Here is a 21,277-nt window from a genome sequence, read left to right as displayed (position 1 = left end):
GGATCTCCTCCACACCGTTCAGAGGTAGCGGCGGTAGACGACGGTCGCGACCATCGCCGGCTTGCTGCCGCCCTCGATCTCGATCGTGACGTCGATGTTCACCTGGATGCCGCCGTCGAACGGCGTGGCCGCGGCGAGGGTCGCGCCGGCGCGCACCCGGGCCCCCACCGGCACCGGCGAGGGGAAGCGCACCTTCTCGGTGCCGTAGTTCACGCCCATCCGGAAGCCCTGCATGTCCACGATCTGCGGGAGCAGGCTCGGGACCAGCGACAGCGTCAGGTAGCCGTGCGCGATCGGCCCGCCGAACGGGCTCTCGGCCTTGGCCCGCTCGGGGTCGACGTGGATCCACTGGTGGTCACCGGTGGCCTCGGCGAACTGGTTCACCTGCTCCTGGGTGACGGTCACCCACTCGCTGTAGCCCATGTGCTGGCCGACGAGGCCCTGCACGCCCTCGATGCCCTCGACAACCGTCTGCGCCATCTGTCCCGTCCCTCCGACTCGACTACGTTGGCGAACTCCACCACACCGGCTCGGGCGAGGGAGGAACGGGTTGCTCCGCATCGGCTCGCTCGACGTGCCCGACGGCCACCTGGTCGTCATGGCGATCGTCAACCGCACGCCGGACTCGTTCTACGACCGGGGCGCCACCTACGAGCTGGCCCGGGCCGTCGAGCGGGTGGACCGGGTGGTCGCCGAGGGCGCGGACATGGTGGACGTCGGCGGGGTCAAGGCCGCGCCGGGCGAGGAGGTCGACGCCGCGGAGGAGATCCGCCGCACCGTCGACCTCGTGGCAGCCATCCGCGCCGCGCACCCGACGCTGCCGATCTCCATCGACACCTGGCGGGCCGAGGTCGCCCGCGAGGTGCTGGCCGCCGGCGCCGACGTGGTCAACGACGCCTGGGGCGGGGTCGACCCGGAGCTCGCCGTCGTCGCCGCCGAGGCCGGCGCGGGGATCGTCTGCACCCACGCCGGCGGGCTGCCGCCGCGTACCCGGCCGCACCGGGTGGCCTACGACGACGTCGTCGCCGACATCGTCGCGCGGACGACGGCGCTGGCGCAGGCCGCCGTGGCCGCCGGCGTGGACCCCGAGCGGGTCCTGGTCGACCCCGGCCACGACTTCGGCAAGAACACCCGGCACTCGCTGGAGGCCACCCGCCGGCTGGGCGAGCTCGTCGGCACCGGCTGGCCGGTGCTCGTGGCGCTGTCCAACAAGGACTTCGTCGGCGAGACCCTCGACGTCGTCCTGGACCAGCGGTTGACCGGCACCCTGGCGACGACCGCCGTCAGCGCCTGGCTGGGAGCGCGGGTGTTCCGCGCGCACGACGTCGCCCCCACCCGTCAGACGCTGGACATGGTGGCGTCGATCCGCGGCGACCGGCCGCCCGTCCGGACGGTCCGCGGCCTGGCCTGAGGGCGGGGGGTCCCGGCCTCCCGCACGGCGGCACTGCCGCGTCGCGGACTCCGGTGCCGCGCTGCGACGCGGCACCCGGACCGGGAACGCGGCAGTGCCTCGGTGCGGCCGCCCGGCCGGGCCGGAGCTAGGTTCCCGGTCGTGTCCGCCACCGGGTTCCTCACCGCCGACGAGCTGAACGCCCTCCTCCCGGGCACCCTGCCGGGGCTGCTGGGCATCGTGGTCGACACCCACGAGCGCGGTCGGCTGACCAGCCACCTCGACGTCCGCCCCGAGCTGCTGGCCCCCAACGGCTACCTGCACGCCGGAACCGTCGTCACCCTCGCCGACACCAGCTGCGGGCTGCCCACCCGCGCGCTGCTGCCGGAGGGGGCCACCGGCTTCACCACCATCGAGCTGAAGAGCAACCACCTGGGCACCGCCCGGGAGGGGCGGCTGGACTGCGTGGCCACCAACGCGCACGCCGGGCGGACGACGCAGGTGTGGGACGCCGTCGTCACCGCCGGCGACCGGACGCTGGCGCTGTTCCGCTGCACCCAGTCGGTCCTCTGGCCCCGCTAGGCGATCGGGAACCCGCGTGGGCCACGGAGCGTCAGCGGTGTGAGACTGACGCCACACCTGCACAGGAAGAGGAGGCCACGTGGCCCTGCGGAGCCCGTATCCCGACGTCGAGATCCCGGACCTGTCCGTGCCGCAGTTCGTCCTGGCGGCCGGCCGCGAGCGGCCCGACGCCCCCGCCCTGATCGACGGGCTCAAGGGCGACATCATCACCCACGGTCAGCTGGCCGCGTACGTCGACCGCGTCGCGGCGAACCTGCACGCGCGCGGCCTGCGCAAGGGCGACGTCGTCGCCGTCTTCTGCCCGAACACCCCCTGGTTCCCGGTGGTGTTCCACGGCATCGCCGCCGCGGGCTGCGTCATGTCGCCGATCAACTCGCTGTACACGCCCGACGAGATCGCCTTCCAGCTGAAGGACTCCGGGGCGAAGGTCCTCATCACGATCTCGCTGTTCATGGACCGTGCGGGCGCGGCCGTGGAGAAGTCCCCGGTCGACGAGGTGATCGTCCTCGACGGCATGGAGGGCCACGCCGGCATGCTCGACCTGCTCGGCGGCGAGGCGCCCTCGGTGCAGGTGGACATCGACCCGGCCGAGGACCTGGTCGCGCTCCCCTACTCCAGCGGGACGACCGGGCTGCCCAAGGGCGTCATGCTGACCCACCGCAACCTGGTGGCCAACGTCGCCCAGTGCCGCCCGCTGATCGCCCTGGGCGAGGACGAGCGGATCATCGCCGTCCTGCCGTTCTTCCACATCTACGGCCTGACGGTCCTGATGAACCAGGGTCTGGCGTGGGGCGGGGCCGTGGTGACGCTGCCGCGCTTCGACCTGGAGGACTTCCTCCGCACGATGCAGGACCAGAAGATCACCCGGGCGTTCGTGGCGCCGCCGATCCTGCTGGCCCTGGCCAAGCACCCGCTGGTCGACCAGTTCGACCTGTCGTCGCTGACGTCGATCCTGTCCGGCGCGGCCCCGCTGGACGAGGGGCTGGCCAACGCCGCCCAGGAGCGGCTGCGCAAGGGGAACCCCGACGGCGTGACGGTGGCGCAGGGCTACGGCATGACCGAGCTCTCCCCCGTCTCGCACACCACGCCCGACCACGGCAAGGAGCCGCCGGGCGTCGCCGACGAGGTGCCGAAGGGGTCGGTGGGCTACGCCGTGCCGAACACCGAGTGCCGCCTGATCGACCCGGCCACCGGCGAGGACGCCGCGCCCGGCGAGCGGGGCGAGCTGTGGGTCCGCGGGCCGCAGGTGATGAAGGGCTACCTCAACAACCCCGACGCCACGGCGGCCACCCTCGACGGGGACGGCTGGCTGCACACCGGCGACGTCGCCGTCGTCGACGAGCACGGCCGGTCCACGGTCGTCGACCGCGTCAAGGAGCTCATCAAGTACAAGGGCTACCAGGTGGCTCCCGCGGAGCTGGAGGCCGTGCTGATCGGCCACGCGGAGATCGCCGACGCGGCCGTCATCGGCGTCAAGGACGAGGAGAGCGGCGAGGAGCTGCCCAAGGCGTTCGTCGTCCGCACCCCGGGCTCCGAGCTCACCGAGGACGCCGTCATGGCCTACATGAGCGAGCGCGTCGCCCCGCACAAGAAGATCCGGTTCGTCGAGTTCATCGAGCAGGTGCCGAAGTCGGCGGCCGGGAAAATCCTGCGCAAGGACCTGAAGGCCCGGGCCTGACGCGGCGGGGCCGGGAGCGCGGACGACCTGCGCTTTCGGCCGGCGTCCGTGCCGGACGACGGCGCGCCCCGGCGGCCCCCGTGGTGCCGCCGTGCGCGTCGGCTCATCCGCCGACGAGCGCCACGGACGCTCATCCGCGGACGAGCGCCACGGTCCGCCGGTGGCGCTCCTCGCCGGACCGCAGGGCCAGGCGCAGGCGGGACGAGCCGTCGCGCACCAGCGCCATCCGCTCGTCCGCCCGCGCCGCGTCGAGGAACCAGGGCACCACCGACCGCGCCGGGAGCCCCGCGGCGGCCCGCACGCGGCGCTCGCACACCAGCGGCGAGGCCCGCCACCCGTGCTCGTGCCCGGCACCCGACGCCGCGAGCGCGTCGAGCCGGTCGGCCAGCGCGGTGCACGCCATCGCCAGCGCCGGTGCGCCGGCGCTCACGTCGTGCCCGAACGTGGCCAGCGCGGCCCGGACGCGGACGGCGGCCGCGTCGACGTCCCCGTCGGCCAGGCGGCCGGCCGCGGCGTGCACGCCGCCGAGCACGAGACGGGCCACCTCCCGGACGGCGCGCTGCCGGTCGCGGTCGCAGGGATCGTCGAGCGCGATGCCGGTGAGCGCATCGGCCAGCAGGCGCGCACCGCTGCGCAGGGCGCGCAGCTCGATCGGGCAGAGGGCCGCCGCCGGCGGCGCCGTCGCGGGGCGGCCGGCGGGCCGGGCGGGAGCGGCGTCCGGCACCACGGCCGGCGGGGCGTCGGGGCGGGCGGTGAGCGTCGTCGTCATGGCCCAGACGGTGGCCGGGGACGCTGGTGACGGGCTTGCACCTGCCTTGCACGTCCCCCGCGGCCGGTCCCGCGAGTCCGCGAGCGGTGGGGGCACCGGGGTCCTTCTAGGGTCGGGGCATGCGCGCGGTCACCCTGGACGGATCCGGCGGTCCCGAGGTCATGGGCTGGGGCGAGGTCCCCGACCCGGTGTGCGGTCCGGGTGAGGTGGTCGTCGACGTCGTCGCGACCGCGGTGAACCGGGCCGACCTCCTGCAGCGGCAGGGCCTCTACCCGCCCCCGCCCGGGGCGAGCGAGGTGCTGGGCCTGGAGTGCAGCGGGATCGTCAGCGAGGTGGGCGCCGGCGTGACGGGCTGGCGGGTCGGCGACGAGGTGTGCGCGCTGCTGGCCGGCGGCGGGTACGCCGAGCGGGTCGCCGTCCCCGCCGGGCAGCTGCTGCCCCGGCCGGCCGGCGTGGAGCTGGCCACCGCCGCTGCCCTGCCCGAGGTCGTGTGCACGGTCTGGTCCAACGTGTTCCTGCTGGCCGGCCTGCGCCGCGGCGAGTCCTTCCTGGTGCACGGCGGCTCCAGCGGCATCGGCACGATGGCGATCCAGCTGGCCGCCCGAGCCGGTGCCCGGGTGCTCACCACCGCCGGCACCCCCGCCAAGCTCGGCGTCTGCCGGGAACTGGGCGCCGACGTGTCCATCAACTACCGCGACGAGGACTTCGTCGAGCGGGTCCGCGAGGAGACCGACGGCGCCGGGGTCGACGTCGTCCTGGACAACATGGGCGCCAAGTACCTGGCCCGCAACGTCGACGTCCTCGCCACCGGCGGGCGGCTGGTGTGCATCGGAATGCAGGGCGGCACGAAGGCCGAGCTGGACCTCGGGAAGCTGATGCGCAAGCGCGGCGCGGTGCACGCCACGACGCTGCGGTCCCGGCCGGCCGAGGGCCCCGGGGGGAAGGCGGAGATCGTCGCGGCGGTGCGGCACGACGTGTGGCCCGACGTCGAGCGGGGCGTCGTCCGGCCGATCGTGGACCGCCGGCTGCCCATGTCCCGCGCGGCCGAGGCGCACCGGGTGGTGGAGGCCAGCGAGCACGTCGGCAAGGTGCTGCTGCTCACCGAGAGCTGACCTCGGCAGCAAGTGTTGATCGTTGGTGCCTAAAGCCTGTCCGTGCGATCGCCGATGATTTTGGTCAGGCGCAAGCGACAGGAGGGGTGAGTGGCGACACGGGGGCGAGGTCGTCCTGCCCGCCTGCCCGCGGTTCCGTGCCCTGACCCGCTGCACGCTGGGTCCCGGGTTATCGCGAAGGGCACCCGGCAGGCCGCTACCGGTGTTCAGCGGCGCTACTACTGCCGACCGGTGGGGCGAGACCCGCACTCCTTCGCGATGCTGGTGAGCACCGACGGGCGGCTGCGCCCGGTCTGGTCGGCCCCGCCGTCGTGCCCGGACCACGAGCACGGCAAGGTCGCGCGGTTCGGCACCTACGGCCAACGGACGGCGCACCCGCGGCAGCGGTATCGGTGCATCTACGGGAAGAGCGCCGACGGCGAGAACCTCTGGCACACGTTCACCCCGGCGCTGCCGCGCGACCACGTGCACGAGGCCGACCGCTCGTGCGCGGAGTGCGAGCAGCTGCGCGGGGTGCACCACGGTGACACCGCGGTCGCCCGCCGGCACGCCTGGCCGACCCGGGTGGTGGCCCGCGGGTTGGACCAGCTGGCGATGGGTGCGAGCTACGCCGACGTGTCGCGGTGGGCGTTGCGGACGGCCGAGGGCAGGGCGCGCGGCCGGCACAGCACCCCAGCGCCGCCGGACGAGCCGAAGCGGAAGCCGCTGCCGCGCAGCACCGCCAGCCCGGACGTGTGGCACATCGCCGCGGACTGGGTCGAGGCGTTCGGCCCGGTGGTCTGGGCGCCGGTGGAGCAGCGGCTGCGAGCCGCAGCGCTGGCGCAGCGGGAGGCCAACGACGCCCTGCTGGCGGCTGGTGGGGAGGTGCGGCGGCCGCAGGTACTGCTGCTGGACGACGTGCCGGTCTACGCCCGGGACAGGACCACCGGCAAGTCGCGCCGGGACGCCGGGTTCTACCTGCTGGTCGCCGCCGAGGTGACCTGGCGCGAGGCCGCCGCCCGGGAGGCCGACCCCGACCCGTTCACCGAGCCGCCCGCCCCGGAGCCGGTCGCGCACCTGCGGCTGGTGCGGGCGATGGCCAAGTCGAACACGCCGGCCTGGCGGCTGGTGTTCGACGAGCTCGGCTACGCCCCCGAGTTCGTCGTCGCCGACGCCGGCCGTGGTCAGCTGGCCGCCGTCCGCGCGCACTACGCCAGCGCCGGCACGGTGTTCGTGCCCAGCGTGTGGCACCTGACCGAGGCGGTGAAGGAGGCGCTGGCCGACACCCCCGGCGCGCTGGTCGCCGGGCCGGCCGGCAAGGAGCTCCCCGGCGACATCGCCACACACCTACGGCTGCTCGCCCGGGGCGGGGACGCCCTGGCCGATGAGGCGCTGTGGCGGGCCTGGTGGAAGGAGTTCGAGGAGATCGTGCGGGCGCGGCGACTGCCGGTGGACGCCATCGCCAAGCGCCGCAAGGAGTACGAGGGCCCGATGGCTGACGCCCTGCCGAGCCTGGCCCGGCACCCGCAGGTGCCGCTGGCCACCGGCGCGCTCGAGCGGCTCATCCGCACCCGGGTCCGGCCGATGCTGTCGCTGCGCGCGTCCGGGTTCGGCAACATCGAGCGGACCAACACCCTGATGGACCTCGCCGTCGCCCGGGCGCACGGCGCGTTCGACGACCTGGCCGAGGTCGCCGAGCTGCTGCGCGCCGACACCGACCCGGCCAACGGGTGGGCCGTGCCGCTGCGCTCGGTCGCGGACCCGCGGCCCCGGTCGGGCCGCTACTCCTCGCTGCGCGACCCCACGCTGCTGACCACGCTCGCCGCCGAGCGGGGGCTGTCGTGAGCCGCCGCGACTCGCTGGTCGCCGGCACCGGGGTGCGGCGCAGCGTCGCCGCGGCCCCGCTGTGGGCCGGGCTGCGGCTGGTGGTCATCGACACCGAGACGATCCAGCCGCCCGGGCAGCCGCACCGGCTGGTCAGCCTGGGCGTGGTCACCTGCCGCGAGGCCCGCATCACCGGCACGTGGTCCACGCTTGTCAACGCCGGTTTCCCGGTCGATGACCGCACCGCGGAGGTGCACGGCCTCACCGACGACGTGCTCGCCGACGCCCCGGGCTTCGCCAGCGTCGCCGACACCCTGCTCGCCCACTTGGAACCCCGTGACGGCGAGACGGTCGTCCTGGTCGCGCACCAGGCCGGGTTCGACGTGGGCGTGCTGCGCCGGGAGCTGGCCGCGGCCGGTCGCGAACTGCCCGAGCTGCCGGTCCTGGACACGATGGGCCGACTGCCCGCCGCCCTCGGCGTGCGCCCCGAGGGCCGGTCGCTGGACAAGCTGCTCACCGCGCTCGGCGAGGCCCCCAACCCGGCGCCGCACGACGCGGTGCAGGACGCGCTGGCCACCGCCCGCGCGGTGCTGGCGCTGCTCTCCCGGGCCGCCGACGCCGGCCACGAGCAGCTGGCGGCGCTGCTGGCCGAGATGGACGCGCCGACCACCGCGACGGTCAAGGAGACCGGCCCGGGAAGCCGGCGGACCGCCGCCCCGGCTCCGGCGCTGCCCGACAGCCACGTCGCCGGGCACGCACAGCTGCTCGGCCAGCGCGGCGGCCGTCGCGCGCTCACCTCCTGGCGGGCCGCTGTCGCCGAGTGCGCCAACCTGCGGTGCAGCTACCTGGCCGACCGGGTGGCCGCCGCCGACCGGCCCGTCGACGAACTGCTCCACACGCTCGCCGGGGTGCTCGACGAGGTGAGCGCCGCCGGCGACATCGCCGGTTCGGCCACGCTGGTCGGCGCGATGCTGCCCCGGTTCGCCGCCCTGCCGCCGGTCAAGCGCAGCTACAAGACCGCCCCGCCGATGCGGTTCGACACCGAGTGGGGTGCGCGGCTGGACGCCCTCGGTCGCTGCTCATCCCGGGACCGCTGCCCAGCCTGCCGCCGCGACGAGCCGTGCCCGCTGGACCTGTGGCGCTGGCACCTCGCCCGTGCCGCGCTCAGCGACCTGACCGAGAACACGGCGAAGGGCTTCCTGCACACCAACGGCGCCGGGGCCGGCACCGGCGTCTACGACCGGTGGACCCGCACCGGTCACCAGGCCCTGGCCGACGAGGCGGTGTGGTTCGTCTACGAGTTCTGGCGCGACCACGGCCAGCCCGCCCGCGCCACCCAGCTCGCCGGCTACGCATGGCGGACCGGCTGCCGCCATCCGCGCATCGCCGAGGCGCACGCCGCCGCCATCGCCGCGCCCGGACGCGCACCCGACCTTGCCGCCGCAGAGGCCGTCTGCACCACCGCGCTGGCGACCCGCTCCAGCGCCACCGCCCCCGGCTGGCGGGTCCTCGCCACCCGCGCCGACCTCATTGCCGGGCGTCAGGCGCGGCTGGCCAGCCTCGCCGTGACCGTCCTCGACGCCAACGGCAACCCCACCGCAAGGCGGCGACACCATCCCGTTGCCCCGAAGCGCCAACGTCCGCTCCGGTTCAGTCGCACCGGCTGATTCGACCTCGCACCCGCCCGCTCACGGCCACGGCGACTCGTCATCGAACCCCGCCGGCTCGTCGACCTCGGCGAGAACATCGCCATGCGCGTTCAGCACGCGGACGGTGAACGGTTCGGTGTACTCGCCGCTCACCACGAACGCGCCAACCGGCGCCTCGACACGACGACGCGTCACCTGGCCGGCCTGCCTCACCTCGGCCATCACTGCGTCGGTGCCGACCGAGCCCCACAGCGCCTTGCACCCACGGTCGCCGTCTACACCGCTGTTCATCCCGCCGAGGTCCACGTGATTCGGCGGGACCGCCAACCGGGCCAGTGGTGACTCCTCGGGCCAGCCGCCACCCCCGCCGCCCCACGTCTCCCAGTTCCCATCCACCAGGCAGAACAGGTCGATGTCCGTCTCGGTGAGCGGGGACTCGTCGTCCTCGTCTTGTACCCGGCGGATGTGCAGCACCGCCGCCGTGCTCGGACCGATCCAGTAGGCGACCGGCACAGACTCGCCGACACCCAGCTCGGAGCCAGGGACCTCCGGCAGTCCGTGGTCAAGGACCCAACGACTCCACTGTCCAGCCAGGTCTGCATCGAAGCTCTCCGGCCGCATGGTGTGACGATCTCACGGCAGACCCGCTGATCCACGCGTGCACTCACAGCCGCCGACGGCGTGGCGACCGCACCACGCTCCCGGACATCGGCAGCCTGACGGCCGGAATCCGGCGGCAGGGCTCCTCGTCCCCCGTTTTAGGCACCGTGGTCAACACTTGCTGCCGAGGTCACCGAGAGCTGACCGGTCGGACCGCCACCCGGATCAGCTCGTTCCCGGCGCCGTCACGCAGGACCACGGCGGCCAGGGCGTCCCGGTCGACGTCGGTCCAGCCGCGGTACCACCCCTCCCCGTCGTAGGTGGCCGCCCACTCCCCGGCGTCGTGCCAGCTGCCGTCCCGGTCGACCACGAACAGGTGGCAGTAGGTGTGCTCGGCCAGTCCGGTCACGGTCACGTCCAGATCCGTGCCGCCGGGCTCCCCGGTCGCGGTGACGCTGATCTGCACGGGTCCGGCCACCGCGGTCAGCGTCGCCGGACCGGCCGGGCGGGTCGCGAGGAGCACCCCGACGGCAGCGGCGACGGCGAGCACGAGCGCCGCTGCGACCAGCAGCACCCGCCGTCGGCGCCCGGGCCGGGCCTCCTGGTCCACCACCGCCCGGACCCGGTCGGCCAGGTCCGGCGGAGGCTGCGGCGGCGGACCGGTCAGCTCGGCGGGGTCCACCCGGTCCAGCAGCTCCGGCAGGCCCCGCAGCTCCCCGAGCTCGGCCCGGCACGGGGCGCAGCCGGCCAGGTGCTCCTCGACCCGGCGCCGCTCCTCGGTCTCCAGCACCCCCAGCGCGTAGGCGCCGAGATCGATGGCGCCCCGGGGGCAGGTCACGCGGCCATCCCCCGTTCGGCCAGGGCCAGCTTGAGCGCGCGCAGGGCGTAGTAGCAGCGGGACTTCACCGTGCCCGGCGGGACGCCCAGGACGACCGCCACCTCTCCGACGGAGCGCCCGCGGTAGTACGTCTCCACCAGGACGGTGCGGTGGTCGCGCGAGAGCGAGCTCAGGGCGTCCACCAGGATGATCCGGTCCAGGGCGCCGTCCAGCTGGTCGAGGCTCGGAATGGCGGCCATGGCGTCGTCCCCCACCTCGTGCGGGCGGGCGTGCCGCGCCCGGTGCGCGTCGATCGCCAGGTGGTGGGCGACGGTGTACAGCCACGGGCGCACCGGCGCGGCCTGCTCGTCGAGCCGGCCGAGGTGCCGCCATGCCCGGACCAGCGTCTCCTGGACGAGGTCCTCGGCCGAGGCGTGGTCGCCGCCGCACAGGCGCAGGGCGTAGCCGAGCAGCGCCGAGGCGTGCGCGTCGCACAGGGCACGCAGGCTCTCCTCCTGGGTGTCCCGGCCGCGCGCGCCCATCAGCGCGGGCGGGCCGGGTCCGACCCCGGGTGCCGGGCGGCCGGGGGTCCGGAGGGGGCCCCCGCTCGGCCCACCGGTGCCGGCCCGCGGCCGGACGTCGACGTCTCCCGCATGGCCACTCCCTCCCACACGGGCCCGGCCGCCCGGGCACCGACACCCGGAAGCACCCAGCGTGCGGGCCGGCGGTTCACCTCGGGTGCGACGTCACCGCGGCGCGCACCGGGCGCCGCGGGTCGTCACCAGGCGTCGTCCACCGGCGGCGGTGCGCCGCGGCCGGTGACTGCCGTCAGCGGGGGCGGAGGGCGGCGACCGCGTCGATCACGTACCCGACCTCCTCGGCCGTGTTGTAGTGCATGAGGCCCAGCCCCACGGCGCCGCCGTGCTCGCTGGCGCCGATGGCGTCGAAGAGCTCGCGGGCGTACTGGTCGCCGTCCCAGGCGCAGATCCCCCGGCGGGCCAGGTCGGCGGTCACCTGCCGCGGCCGCATGCCGGCCACGGTGAACGAGAGCACCGGCGTCGGGTCGTCGGCCGCGCCCAGCACCGTGACGTGCCGCATGGCGCGCAGGGCCTGGTCCAGCCAGCCGAACAGCTGACCCTCGTAGGCGGCGACGGCGGCCATCGACCGCAGCAGCCGCTCCCGCCGGCTGCCCGCCGCCTCCCCGGCCAGCCCGGCCAGGTGGTCGACGGCGGCGGCGACGCCCGCGTACAGCGGGAACGGCTGGCCGCCGATCTCGAAGCGGTCGGGCACCCGGTCCGGAGCCGGCCGCAGCTTGTCCGGCCAGAGCCCGGCGAGCACCTCCGGGTCGGCGACGACCGCGCCGACGTGCGGCCCGCACCACTTGTAGGCCGAGACCGTGAGGAGGTCCGCGCCCAGCGCCAGCCGGTCGACCGGGTGGTGCGCGGCGGCGTGGACGGCGTCGACGACGACCAGCGCCCCCACGCCGTGCGCGCGGGCGGCGATCGCGGCCACGTCGGGGCGGGTGCCGATCGCGCTGCTGGCGGCGGTGACGGCGACCAGCCGGGTCCGGGGGGTGAGCAGCTCGTCGTACTGCCAGGCGGGCAGCTCACCGGTCTCGATGTCCACCTCGGCCCAGCGGACGTGCACGCCGCGCCGCTCGGCCATCTGGACCCAGGGCCGGATGTTGGCGTCGTGGTCCAGCCGGCTGACGACGATCTCGTCGCCGGGCCGCCAGGTACGGGCCACCGCCCCGGCGAGGACGTAGGTCAGCGCCGTCGCGCTGGCTCCCAGGACGACCCCCGCCGGGACCCCGCCGGTCAGGTCGGCCAGGGCGGCCCGGGCGCCGGCGACCAGCCCCTCGGCGCGGGCCGAGGCCGGGAACACCCCGCCGCGCGGCGCCACCGGCACCCGCATCGCCTGGGTGATCGCGTGGACGACGTTCTCCGGCACCAACGTGCCCCTCGGGCCCTCGGTGTGCACCAGTCCGTCGGACAGGCCCGGGAACTGGCCGCGGACACGCGCAACGTCCAGGCGCGCGTCCCCCGATCCCATGTACACCGACCCTAGGAGGCTGCTCCTGCCCCCCACCACTCGCATGCCCGCGGCGGGCCCCTGCAGGAGGGCGCGGGGGCGGGGCAGGATGGGGGGCATGACGATCCCCGGGAACGGCAGTGAGCGTCCGCAGCAGGTCGTCGTCGTCGGGCCGGACGGCCGGCCGGTCGGTGCGATGCCCGTCGCCGCCGGCGCGGAGGACGGTGGTCAGGACGGCGCCGCGGCGCTCGGCGAGATGGTGGAGCAGCCGGCCAAGGTCATGCGGATCGGCACGATGATCAAGCAGCTGCTCGAGGAGGTCCGCGCCGCTCCGCTCGACGACGCCAGCCGGCAGCGGCTGCGCGACATCCACGCGTCGTCCATCCGCGAGCTGGAGCAGGGCCTCGCGCCCGAGCTGCGCGAGGAGCTGGAGCGGATCACGCTGCCCTTCGACGAGAGCCAGACGCCGTCCGACGCCGAGCTGCGGATCGCCCAGGCGCAGCTGGTGGGCTGGCTGGAGGGCGTCTTCCACGGCATCCAGACGGCGCTGTTCGCCCAGCAGATGGCCGCCCGCGCGCAGCTGGAGGAGATGCGCCGGCGCGCCCTGCCCGGCGGTCCGTCCGCCGGCGCCCCGCAACAGCCCGACCTCCGCCCCGGCGGCGGCCAGTACCTGTAGCGGCACCCGCCCGTGGAGGACGAGCGGCGGGCCGTCCGCGCCGGTGACGCCGACCGCGAGGAGACCGTCCGCCAGCTGCAGCGGGCGCTCACCCAGGGCCGCCTGACGATCGACGAGTTCGACGAGCGGGTGCGGGCGGCCTACGCCGCCCGCACCCTCGGCGAGCTCGCCGATCTCATGCAGGACCTGCCGCGGAGCCTCTGGTGACGCCGTCGGCGACGCGGTCGGGGACGCCGTCGGCCGAGGGCGCGGCCGGGCGGGAGGCCTCCAGCTCCCGGACCGGCCGGTCCCCGGCGGACTCCGGGGCGGCCCCGTCCGCACCGGACGTGACCGGCTGGGCGCTGCCCGCCGCCTGCCCCCCGGCGGCCTGCTCGAAGTAGCGGAGCAGCTCGACCGGGATCGGCATGACCAGGGTGCTGTTCTTGTCCGAGGCCACGTCGGCGACGGTCTGCAGCAGGCGCAGCTGCAGCGCCCCGGGGGTCGAGCTCATCGCCTGGGCGGCCTGCGAGAGCTTCTCGGAGGCCTCGAGCTCGCCGCCGGCGGAGATGACCCGGGCGCGGCGATCGCGCTCGGCCTCGGCCTGCCGCGACATCGACCGGCGCATGCCCTCGGGCAGCGAGATGTCCTTGACCTCGACCCGGTCGATCTTGATGCCCCAGTCCTCGGTCGGGGTGTCGATGACGGCGCGCAGCTCGGTGTTGATGGCCTCGCGGTCGGACAGCAGCGTGTCCAGGTCGGCCCGGCCGATCACCGAGCGCAGCGACGTCTGCGAGACCTGGGACGTGGCCACCAGGTAGTTCTCCACGTTGATGACCGCCCGGACGGGGTCGACGACCCGGAAGTAGACGACGGCGTCCACGCCGATGGTCACGTTGTCGCGGGTGATGGTGCCCTGGGAGGGCACGTCGAGGACCAGCGTCTGCACCGGCACCTTCGTCATCTGGTCGGCGAACGGGATCAGCACCCGCAACCCGGGTTCCCGGACCCCCTCCAGCAGCCGGCCGAACCGCAGCACCACGCCGCGCTGGTACTGCTGGACCATCTTGAGGCTGGCCCCGGCGGTGACCAGTGCCAGCACACCGATCACCAGGAGGACCACGAGCAGGGTGGTCATGGACGGACACCTCCGCGGCCGGTCGCGCCGCGGGACGGTCCCGCGGCGCATGGGCGCCGACCCGTCCTCCTCGACTGTCCCACGAGGACGACGGCCGCGCGGGGACCCGACCGTGACCCGGCCGTGACCTGCGACGACGCGCGACGGCGCCGTCTCCCCCCGGGGGGAGACGGCGCCGCCGTGGTCGGTGGGCCGGGGCCGGTGGGCTCAGACCGCGAAGCGCGCGACCGCCTGCTGCAGGTCCCCGCTCCACGGGAGTCTCGGCAGCGGGCGCCGGCCCTTGAGCCGACGCTGCACCGCGCCGGGCGGCGGGGCGCCGGCTAGAGCGAGGCGAGGAAGGCCGCCACGCCGTCCTCCTCGTTGGTGCCGGTGACGTCCGTGGCGACGGCGAGCAGGTCGGGGTGGGCGTGCGCCATCGCCACGGCCCGGCCACCGCCGGCCCGCACCCACTCGAAGGCCGCGATGTCGTTGGGCATGTCACCGAAGACGACGACGTCGGCCGGGTCCACCCCGTGCTGCCCGGCGACCTTGGCCAGACCGCTGGCCTTGGTGACGCCCGGCGCGGAGATCTCGGCCAGCGCGTCGGACGAGGAGTTGGTGACCGTGGCGCGGGGCCCGGCGACGCGCTCCACCAGGCCCATGAACTCCTCGCGCGGCAGCGACTCGTGGCGGGCGAGCAGCTTGGCCACCGGCGCGGTCACCATCTCGTCGAGCGTCGCCACCGCCACGCCGGGCGCGTCGACGTCCCAGCGGGGCTGGTAGATCGGCTCGTGGCGGAACTCCAGCCCGTACTCGACGGCGAACCAGGTGTCCGGCTGCAGCCGCCGCAGCTCGGCGGTGACCTCCTGGAGGACGTCGGGGCCGAGGGCGTCCTCGTCGAGGATGGTGAAGGTCTCCAGGTCCAGCAGGACGGCGCCGTTGCAGCACACGGCCGTGCCGTGCCGCAGCTGCTCGCGGATGCGGACCATCCACCGCGGCGGCCGGCCGGTCGCCAGCACCACCGGGACGCCGTCGGCCCGCCACCGCTCCAGCTCGGCCACGGTCTCGGGGCTGACGACGTCGTTCCCCCGCAGCAGCGTGCCGTCCATGTCGCTGGCGATGAGCCGCGGCCGCCAGTCAGACACCGGTCACCTCCCGGCCGAAGACCGCCTCCAGGTACCGGGCGACGCCGTCGACGTCGTGCCCGCTGGTCCGCGCCTGCGCCGCCGCCCGCACCGACGGGTGCGCGTTGGCGACGGCGACCGAGCGGCCTCCGGCGTCGTTGACCGCGGTGATCATCGGCAGGTCGTTGGGCATGTCGCCGAAGACCAGCACGTCGCCGAAGTCGACGCCGTAGCGGTCCAGCGCCACCGCCAGCCCGGAGGCCTTGGTGATCCCCGGCGGCAGGACCTCGATGAACCCCAGCCCGGCGTGGGTCACCTCGGCCTCGCGCGGGTCGACCACCTCCCGGGCGCGGGCCAGCAGCTCGTCCTGGCCGAGGGACGGCGAGCGCAGGAACGCCTTGAGCACCGCCCCGGGCGGCAGCACCTGGTGGCGGGGCAGCAGGTGGGCCGGCTCGGGGTAGGGCCACTCGAAGCCGTGCTGCACCCGCAGCTGGGTGTGCACCTCGCTCTGCTCGGCGGCGTCCTCGACGGCCACGATCAGCTCGCCGGCCACCTGCTCGATCCGGTCGATGACCGCCTGGGCCTGCGCGCGCGGCAGGCCGACCGTGCGCAGCACCTCGTCGCGCTCCAGGTCGACGACGTAGCCACCCTGCGCGAGCACCGCGATGCCCCGGCCGTCGAGCGCGGCGCGGATGCTCTCCAGCAGCCGCGGACCGCGCCCGGTGACGCCGACGACGGGGACGCCGGCCGCCCAGCACGCGTCGAGGGCGGCACGGGTGCGCGGGCTGACGGTGGAGTCGCCGTCGAGCAGGGTGCCGTCGAGGTCGCTGGCCACCAGCTTGGGCCGCCACGGCCCCGGGTCGCCGAGCTCGACCACCTCGTCGTAGCCGGCCAGCACGCCGTGCGCCCGGACCGGCCCCGGGGGGACCGCCGTCACGGCACGGGCACCGGCGCGGCGAGAGCCATGCCCGGCGTGAGCACCTCGTGCCCGCCCAGCCACGGCCGCAGTGCCGCGGGCACGTGCACCGAGCCGTCCGCGCGCTGGTGCACCTCGAGCAGGCAGGCGATCGTGCGGGCGATGGCGCACAGGGTGCCGTTGAGCGTGGCCGCGGTCTGCGGCTTCCCGTCGGCGTCCCGGTAGCGGATGGCCAGCCGGCGGGCCTGGAAGGTCGTGCAGTCCGACGTGCTGGTGAGCTCGCGGTAGGTGCCCTGGCTGGGGAACCACGCCTCGATGTCGAACTTCCGGGCGGCGGACGTGCCCAGGTCCCCGGCGGCGATGTCGACGACCCGGTAGGGCAGCTCCAGGGCCTGGAGGAACTCCTCCTCCCAGGCCAGCAGCCGGCGGTGCTCCGCGGCGGCCTCCTCGGGCCGGCAGAAGCTGAACATCTCGACCTTGTCGAACCAGTGCACCCGGATGATGCCGCGGGTGTCCTTGCCGTAGGAGCCGGCCTCGCGGCGGAAGCACGACGACCAGCCGGCGTAGCGGCGCGGCCCGGCCGAGAGGTCGAGCACCTCGTTCGCGTGCATGCCGGCCAGCGCCACCTCGGAGGTGCCGACCAGGTACAGGTCGTCGCGCTCGACGCGGTAGACCTCCTCGTCGTGCTCGCCGAGGAAGCCGGTGCCCTCCATCGCCTCCGGCCGCACCAGGGCCGGGGCGACGACGGGGGTGAACCCGGCGGCGACCGCGCGGCTGATCGCCAGCTGGGCGAGGGCGAACTCCAGCAGCGCGCCCGGCCCGGTGAGGAAGTAGAAGCGGGCGCCGGAGACCTTCGCCCCGCGCTCCATGTCGATGGCGCCCAGGGCCTCGCCGATCTCCAGGTGGTCGCGCACGGCGAAGTCGTAGGCGGGCACCTCGCCGACGGTGCGCAGGGTCACCGCGTCGTCCTCCCCGCCGGGCGGGACGCCGTCGTGGACCACGTTGGCGATCTTCAGGTGCGCCTCGCGCAGCGCGGCGTCGGCCGCCCGCTGGGCCTCCTCCGCCTGCTTGACCTGGGCGGCCAGGGCCTTGGCGCGCTCCAGCACCGCCGGGCGCTCGTCGGGAGTCGCCTTCTTGACGGCCTGCGAGGCCGACTTCTGCTCGCCGCGCAGGTCGTCGGCGCGCTTGACGGCCTCGCGGCGGGCGGCGTCGGCGGCGAGCAGGTCGTCGACCCGGGACTCGTCGGCTCCCCGGGCCCGCTGGCTGGCACGGACGACGTCGGGGTGTTCGCGCACGAGACGCAGGTCGATCACGGACCGATCGTAGGAGGCGGCCCCCGGTTCAGAAATCGGCCTCCAGCCGCGCCAGCAGGGTGGGCCCGTCCCACGTCGGTGGCGGCATGATCCGGCGCACGGTCAGGAGCGGGCGCGCGGCGTCCTGGGCGTCACTGAGCTGGAACGCCGCCCGGTAGCCGGCAACCGCGACGTGATCGAGGGTCGCCGGTGACCACATGCCGTGCGGATAGGCCAGCAGGTCGACCGGGTGGCCCACGATGTCTGCGAGCTCGGCGGCCGGCCCGGACAGCTGGGTGGCCCACTCGCCGTCGGGCAGCCGATCCAGGCGCTGGTGATCCCAGGTGTGGGCGCCGATCGTCATGCCCGCGCGGTCCAGATCGCGTACCTGGTCGCGGCTCAGCCAGTCCGGCTTGTCGAGGACGACGGTCATCGGGAAGAAGGTGCCGGTGAAGCCGAACTGCTGCAGCACCGGCAGGGCCACCGAGGAGTGCGTGGCCGATCCGTCGTCGAAGGTCAGCAGCACGGGCCGGTCGGGCAACGGGGTCCCGAACTGCAGGTGGTCGATCAGCGCCGGCCCGGTCACGCTGGTGCACCCGGCATCGCGCAGCGCCTGCAGCTGGGCGGTGAACACACCGGGCGGGGTGATGATCGTGCGCGCGTACTCGCTGTCGTCCGGACGGAACTCGCGCAACTGGTGGAAGCAGAGCACCGGCACGGTGGAGCGGGCGAGGATCTGCTCCGGCGTGCCCGGGGTCGGGGGCGCGGTGGTCGGGACCGGCGCGCGGCGGGGCGGGGGGCTCGCTGGTCCGGGACGTCGTCGCGGCCCGCGGAGGGGATGGCCGGTCCGCCGAACACCCGGCCAGCGCGGCGGTGCCGGCGACGGCTGCGGCCAGGAAGGCACGTCGGTCCATGCGGGCACGGTGACCGCCCGGGACCGGGCTGGCAAGGTCCCCTGCGGGCGCCTGCGGAGCAGCCGACCGGCGACCGCGCGCGCAGGAGCGCCTGCGGGACACTGGGGGCATGCGGTTCCTGCAGCGGCCCTCGCACGACCTCACCTACGCCGACGTCTTCATGGTGCCCAACCACTCCACCGTGGGCTCCCGGCTCGAGGTCGACCTGACCACGCCGGACCGGATCGGGACGACGATCCCGGTCGTCGTGGCCAACATGACCGCCATCTCCGGGCGGCGGATGGCCGAGACCACCGCGCGCCGCGGCGGGCTGGCCGTGCTCCCGCAGGACATCCCGGTCGACGTCGTCTCCGAGGTGATCAGCTGGGTCAAGGCGCGCCACCCCGTCTACGACACCCCGATCACCCTGTCGCCCACCTCGACCGTGGGGGAGGCGCTGTCGCTGCTCACCAAGCGCGCGCACGGGATCGTCGTGGTCGTCGAGGGCGGCTGCCCGGTCGGCGTGGTCACCGACGGCGCCTGCCAGGGGGTGGACCGCTTCACCCAGCTGTCGGAGGTCATGGCCCGCGACCCGCTGACCGTCCAGGCCGGCACCGACCTGCCGAAGATCTTCGACGTCCTCTCCGACGAGCGGATCAGCGCCGCCCCGGTGGTGGAGGGCGACCGGCTGGTCGGGGTGATCACCCGCAAGGGCGCGCTGCGCTCGGCGCTGTACCAGCCGGCGGTCGGCCCGCAGGGGCAGCTGCTCACCTCGGCCGCCGTCGGCATCAACGGCGACGTGGCCGGCAAGGCCGGCGCGCTGCTGGCCGCCGGGGTCGACGTGCTCGTCGTCGACACCGCGCACGGCCACCAGGAGAGGGCGGTCGAGGCGGTGCGCGCGGTCCGCTCGGTGGCCGGGTCCGTTCCGGTGGTCGCCGGCAACGTGGTCACCGCCGAGGGCACCCGCGACCTGGTCGAGGCCGGCGCCGACGTCGTCAAGGTCGGCGTCGGGCCCGGCGCGATGTGCACCACCCGGATGATGACCGGCGTCGGCCGCCCGCAGTTCTCCGCCGTGGAGGAGTGCGCCGCGGCCGCCCGCGCGCTGGGCCGGCACGTGTGGGCCGACGGCGGGGTGCGCCACCCGCGCGACATCGCGCTGGCGCTGGCCGCGGGCGCGGCCAACGTGATGGTCGGCTCCTGGTTCGCCGGCACCTACGAGAGCGCCGGGGACATCCACGACGACGGCAGCGGCCGGCTGTACAAGGAGTCCTTCGGCATGGCCTCGGCCCGCGCGGTCAAGGCACGGACGTCGGGGCAGAGCGGCTTCGAGCGGGCCCGGGCGGGGTTGTTCGAGGAGGGCATCAGCTCCTCGCGGATGTACCTGGACCCCGCCCGGCCCGGCGTGGAGGACCTGATCGACCAGATCGTCGCCGGGGTGCGGTCGTCGTGCACCTACGCCGGCGCCCGCACCGTCGACGAGCTGCACGAGCGCGCCGTGCTGGGGGTGCAGAGCGCGGCCGGCTACGAGGAGGGCCGGCCGCAGCCGACCAGCTGGTGACGGCGTGAACGCGCTGCCCCGCGAGCAGTTCGAGGAGCTGGTGGCCGACGCGCTCGACGAGGTCCCGCAGGAGCTGATGCGGCTGCTGGACAACGTCGTCGTCCTCGTCGAGGACCGCAACCCCGACGAACCGGACCTGCTGGGGCTCTACGAGGGGTTCGCGCTCACCGAGCGCGGCTGGCAGTACGGCGGCGAGCTGCCGGACCGGATCATGATCTACCGCGAGGCCATCTGCGACATCTGCGAGACCGAGGACGACGTGGTGGAGGAGGTCACCATCACCGTCGTCCACGAGATCGCCCACCACTTCGGCATCGACGACGACCGCCTGCACGAGCTCGGCTGGGGCTGAGCACCCCCCTCCCCCCTCGACGAGATCTGCACACTCGTCGCCATCAGCGGCTGATGGCGACGAGTGTGCAGATCTCGCGCGGAGGCGGCCGCGTAACGTGGGCCGGCGTGGTCGACGTCAAGGGCAACGGGCTGCCGATCAAGATGCTGCACGACCGCGTGCTGGTCTCCCTGCGCAAGGAGGACGGCGAGCGGCGCTCCACCGGCGGCATCCTGATCCCCGCCACCGCGCAGGTCGCCAAGCGGCTGGTGTGGGGCGAGGCCCGCGGGGTCGGCAACAGCGTCCGGCAGGTGAAGGTCGGCGACCAGGTGCTGTTCTCCCCCGAGGACCAGCACGAGGTCGAGGTCCACGGCGAGGACCTGGTCATCCTCCGCGAGCGCGACGTGCACGCCGTCGCCGCCGAGCGGATCGAGGACGCCAACACCGGCCTCTACCTCTGAGGCTCCGGCGGCTCCCCCGCCGCCCGGGCGTGCCGGGCCACCACCTCGGTCATGTCGGTGAGGAACCGGCCGACGACGGCGACCTCCTCGTCGCTGTAGCCCTCCATCGCCGCCAGCAGGTCCGCGGCGAGCCCGCCGAAGTGCTCGGCGCCGGCGGCCGTCGCCGACTCCGTCATGTGCAGGGAGACCCGGCGGCGGTCCTCCGGGTCGCGCACCCGCCGCACGTGGCCGACCCGCTCCAGCCGGTCCACCAGCGCGGTCACCGACGCCGAGCGCAAGTCCACCGCCGCGCCGAGGCCCCCGGCGGTCAGCGCCCGCCCGTGCCGGGCGGCGTCCATGATCGCCACCAGGGCCCGGACGTCGGTCCGGTTCAGGCCGTGCGCGGCGGCGAACCGCTGGCTGACGGCGTCGAGCTCGACGGTGAGCCGGCGCAGCAGCAGCGCGACCTCCCGCCGGGCCGCCGTCCCGTCCTCCACACCCCACCTCCCCGTGCCGTCCGCCG

23 protein-coding genes are annotated in these 21,277 nt (G+C 75.0%); 11 read left to right on the top strand and 12 right to left on the bottom strand.

Annotated features, from left to right (window positions below; all coding sequences use genetic code 11):
- Positions 1-18: 18 nt before the first annotated feature.
- Positions 19-480: a MaoC family dehydratase gene (locus ACK586_RS08975; protein WP_409330126.1), complete on the bottom strand. Its 462-nt coding sequence runs from the start codon at positions 478-480 to the stop codon at positions 19-21.
- Positions 481-550: 70 nt separating this feature from the next.
- Between ACK586_RS08975 and folP the strand changes: the two genes are divergently transcribed.
- From folP to ACK586_RS08960, 3 genes are all read left to right on the top strand, one after another.
- Positions 551-1,411, top strand: a complete 861-nt coding sequence (gene folP, locus ACK586_RS08970) for a dihydropteroate synthase (protein ID WP_409330125.1) — start codon at positions 551-553, stop codon at positions 1,409-1,411.
- A gap of 141 nt (positions 1,412-1,552) precedes the next feature.
- Positions 1,553-1,972: a PaaI family thioesterase gene (locus tag ACK586_RS08965; RefSeq protein WP_409330124.1), complete on the top strand. Its 420-nt coding sequence runs from the start codon at positions 1,553-1,555 to the stop codon at positions 1,970-1,972.
- A 79-nt stretch (positions 1,973-2,051) separates the two neighbouring features.
- Positions 2,052-3,650 (top strand): AMP-binding protein, encoded by a 1,599-nt coding sequence (locus ACK586_RS08960; RefSeq protein WP_409330123.1) that lies wholly within the window; start codon positions 2,052-2,054, stop codon positions 3,648-3,650.
- A 130-nt stretch (positions 3,651-3,780) separates the two neighbouring features.
- Here ACK586_RS08960 and ACK586_RS08955 read toward each other — a convergent pair whose 3' ends face one another.
- On the bottom strand, positions 3,781-4,419 hold the full coding sequence (locus tag ACK586_RS08955; RefSeq protein ID WP_409330122.1) for a hypothetical protein: 639 nt from the start codon (positions 4,417-4,419) through the stop codon (positions 3,781-3,783).
- A gap of 119 nt (positions 4,420-4,538) precedes the next feature.
- On the opposite strand from ACK586_RS08955, the gene ACK586_RS08950 reads away from it, so the two are divergent.
- From ACK586_RS08950 to ACK586_RS08940, 3 genes are all read left to right on the top strand, one after another.
- Positions 4,539-5,531, top strand: a complete 993-nt coding sequence (locus tag ACK586_RS08950) for an NAD(P)H-quinone oxidoreductase (protein ID WP_409330121.1) — start codon at positions 4,539-4,541, stop codon at positions 5,529-5,531.
- Positions 5,532-5,762: 231 nt separating this feature from the next.
- Positions 5,763-7,355 (top strand): hypothetical protein, encoded by a 1,593-nt coding sequence (locus ACK586_RS08945; RefSeq protein ID WP_409330120.1) that lies wholly within the window; start codon positions 5,763-5,765, stop codon positions 7,353-7,355.
- Positions 7,352-9,001: a 3'-5' exonuclease gene (locus tag ACK586_RS08940; RefSeq protein ID WP_409330119.1), complete on the top strand. Its 1,650-nt coding sequence runs from the start codon at positions 7,352-7,354 to the stop codon at positions 8,999-9,001. Before ACK586_RS08945 ends, ACK586_RS08940 begins: the two co-directional genes overlap by 4 nt.
- Before the next feature lie 21 nt (positions 9,002-9,022).
- Here ACK586_RS08940 and ACK586_RS08935 read toward each other — a convergent pair whose 3' ends face one another.
- The 4 genes from ACK586_RS08935 to ACK586_RS08920 form a co-directional block, all read right to left on the bottom strand.
- Positions 9,023-9,604 carry a hypothetical protein gene (locus ACK586_RS08935; RefSeq protein WP_409330118.1) on the bottom strand — a complete coding sequence of 194 codons (582 nt, stop codon included), beginning with the start codon at positions 9,602-9,604 and terminating at the stop codon, positions 9,023-9,025.
- 169 nt (positions 9,605-9,773) lie between these two features.
- Positions 9,774-10,421, bottom strand: a complete 648-nt coding sequence (locus tag ACK586_RS08930; protein WP_409330117.1) for an anti-sigma factor family protein — start codon at positions 10,419-10,421, stop codon at positions 9,774-9,776.
- Complete coding sequence (locus ACK586_RS08925) at positions 10,418-10,942, bottom strand: sigma-70 family RNA polymerase sigma factor (protein WP_409330116.1); 525 nt, start codon at positions 10,940-10,942, stop codon at positions 10,418-10,420. The genes ACK586_RS08930 and ACK586_RS08925 overlap by 4 nt, the downstream gene beginning before the upstream one ends.
- 286 nt (positions 10,943-11,228) lie before the next feature.
- Positions 11,229-12,452: a cysteine desulfurase-like protein gene (locus ACK586_RS08920; protein WP_409330115.1), complete on the bottom strand. Its 1,224-nt coding sequence runs from the start codon at positions 12,450-12,452 to the stop codon at positions 11,229-11,231.
- Positions 12,453-12,549: 97 nt separating this feature from the next.
- On the opposite strand from ACK586_RS08920, the gene ACK586_RS08915 reads away from it, so the two are divergent.
- Positions 12,550-13,107 carry a bacterial proteasome activator family protein gene (locus ACK586_RS08915; RefSeq protein ID WP_409330114.1) on the top strand — a complete coding sequence of 186 codons (558 nt, stop codon included), beginning with the start codon at positions 12,550-12,552 and terminating at the stop codon, positions 13,105-13,107.
- 12 nt (positions 13,108-13,119) lie between these two features.
- Positions 13,120-13,314 carry a DUF1707 SHOCT-like domain-containing protein gene (locus ACK586_RS08910; RefSeq protein WP_409330113.1) on the top strand — a complete coding sequence of 65 codons (195 nt, stop codon included), beginning with the start codon at positions 13,120-13,122 and terminating at the stop codon, positions 13,312-13,314.
- On the opposite strand, the gene ACK586_RS08905 is transcribed toward ACK586_RS08910, so the two are convergent.
- The 5 genes from ACK586_RS08905 to ACK586_RS08885 all read right to left on the bottom strand — a co-directional run bounded on the left by ACK586_RS08905 (position 13,283) and on the right by ACK586_RS08885 (position 18,250).
- Positions 13,283-14,221: a slipin family protein gene (locus tag ACK586_RS08905; RefSeq protein WP_409330112.1), complete on the bottom strand. Its 939-nt coding sequence runs from the start codon at positions 14,219-14,221 to the stop codon at positions 13,283-13,285. The genes ACK586_RS08910 and ACK586_RS08905 overlap by 32 nt on opposite strands.
- 320 nt (positions 14,222-14,541) lie before the next feature.
- Positions 14,542-15,345, bottom strand: coding sequence for a Cof-type HAD-IIB family hydrolase (locus tag ACK586_RS08900; RefSeq protein WP_409330111.1), 804 nt, complete (start codon positions 15,343-15,345; stop codon positions 14,542-14,544).
- Positions 15,338-16,261 (bottom strand): HAD family hydrolase, encoded by a 924-nt coding sequence (locus ACK586_RS08895; RefSeq protein WP_409330110.1) that lies wholly within the window; start codon positions 16,259-16,261, stop codon positions 15,338-15,340. The genes ACK586_RS08900 and ACK586_RS08895 overlap by 8 nt, the downstream gene beginning before the upstream one ends.
- Entirely contained in the window at positions 16,258-17,553 is a 1,296-nt protein-coding gene (serS, locus tag ACK586_RS08890; RefSeq protein WP_409330109.1) for a serine--tRNA ligase, read from the bottom strand. Before serS ends, ACK586_RS08895 begins: the two co-directional genes overlap by 4 nt.
- Before the next feature lie 28 nt (positions 17,554-17,581).
- Positions 17,582-18,250, bottom strand: coding sequence for a polysaccharide deacetylase family protein (locus ACK586_RS08885; RefSeq protein WP_409330108.1), 669 nt, complete (start codon positions 18,248-18,250; stop codon positions 17,582-17,584).
- A gap of 305 nt (positions 18,251-18,555) precedes the next feature.
- Here ACK586_RS08885 and ACK586_RS08880 point away from each other — a divergent pair, with 305 nt between their 5' ends.
- Genes ACK586_RS08880 through ACK586_RS08870 form a run of 3 tightly spaced genes read left to right on the top strand, consistent with a single transcriptional unit; the run spans position 18,556 to position 20,775 of the window.
- The gene (locus tag ACK586_RS08880; RefSeq protein ID WP_409330107.1) at positions 18,556-19,983 is read left to right on the top strand and encodes a GuaB1 family IMP dehydrogenase-related protein; all 1,428 of its coding nucleotides are present in this window, start codon (positions 18,556-18,558) and stop codon (positions 19,981-19,983) included.
- Between the two features lie 4 nt (positions 19,984-19,987).
- Positions 19,988-20,335: a metallopeptidase family protein gene (locus tag ACK586_RS08875; protein ID WP_409330106.1), complete on the top strand. Its 348-nt coding sequence runs from the start codon at positions 19,988-19,990 to the stop codon at positions 20,333-20,335.
- Between the two features lie 53 nt (positions 20,336-20,388).
- Complete coding sequence (locus ACK586_RS08870) at positions 20,389-20,775, top strand: GroES family chaperonin (RefSeq protein WP_409330105.1); 387 nt, start codon at positions 20,389-20,391, stop codon at positions 20,773-20,775.
- Here the strand turns inward: ACK586_RS08870 and ACK586_RS08865 are convergent.
- The gene (locus tag ACK586_RS08865; protein WP_409330104.1) at positions 20,766-21,251 is read right to left on the bottom strand and encodes a MarR family winged helix-turn-helix transcriptional regulator; all 486 of its coding nucleotides are present in this window, start codon (positions 21,249-21,251) and stop codon (positions 20,766-20,768) included. The two genes, ACK586_RS08870 and ACK586_RS08865, sit on opposite strands and share 10 nt — an antisense overlap.
- Positions 21,252-21,277 lie beyond the last annotated feature (26 nt).

This window comes from Trujillonella humicola (assembly GCF_046233715.1).
GTDB lineage: Bacteria > Actinomycetota > Actinomycetes > Mycobacteriales > Geodermatophilaceae > Trujillonella > Trujillonella humicola.
This window is presented reverse-complemented; position numbering and strand designations above follow the sequence as displayed.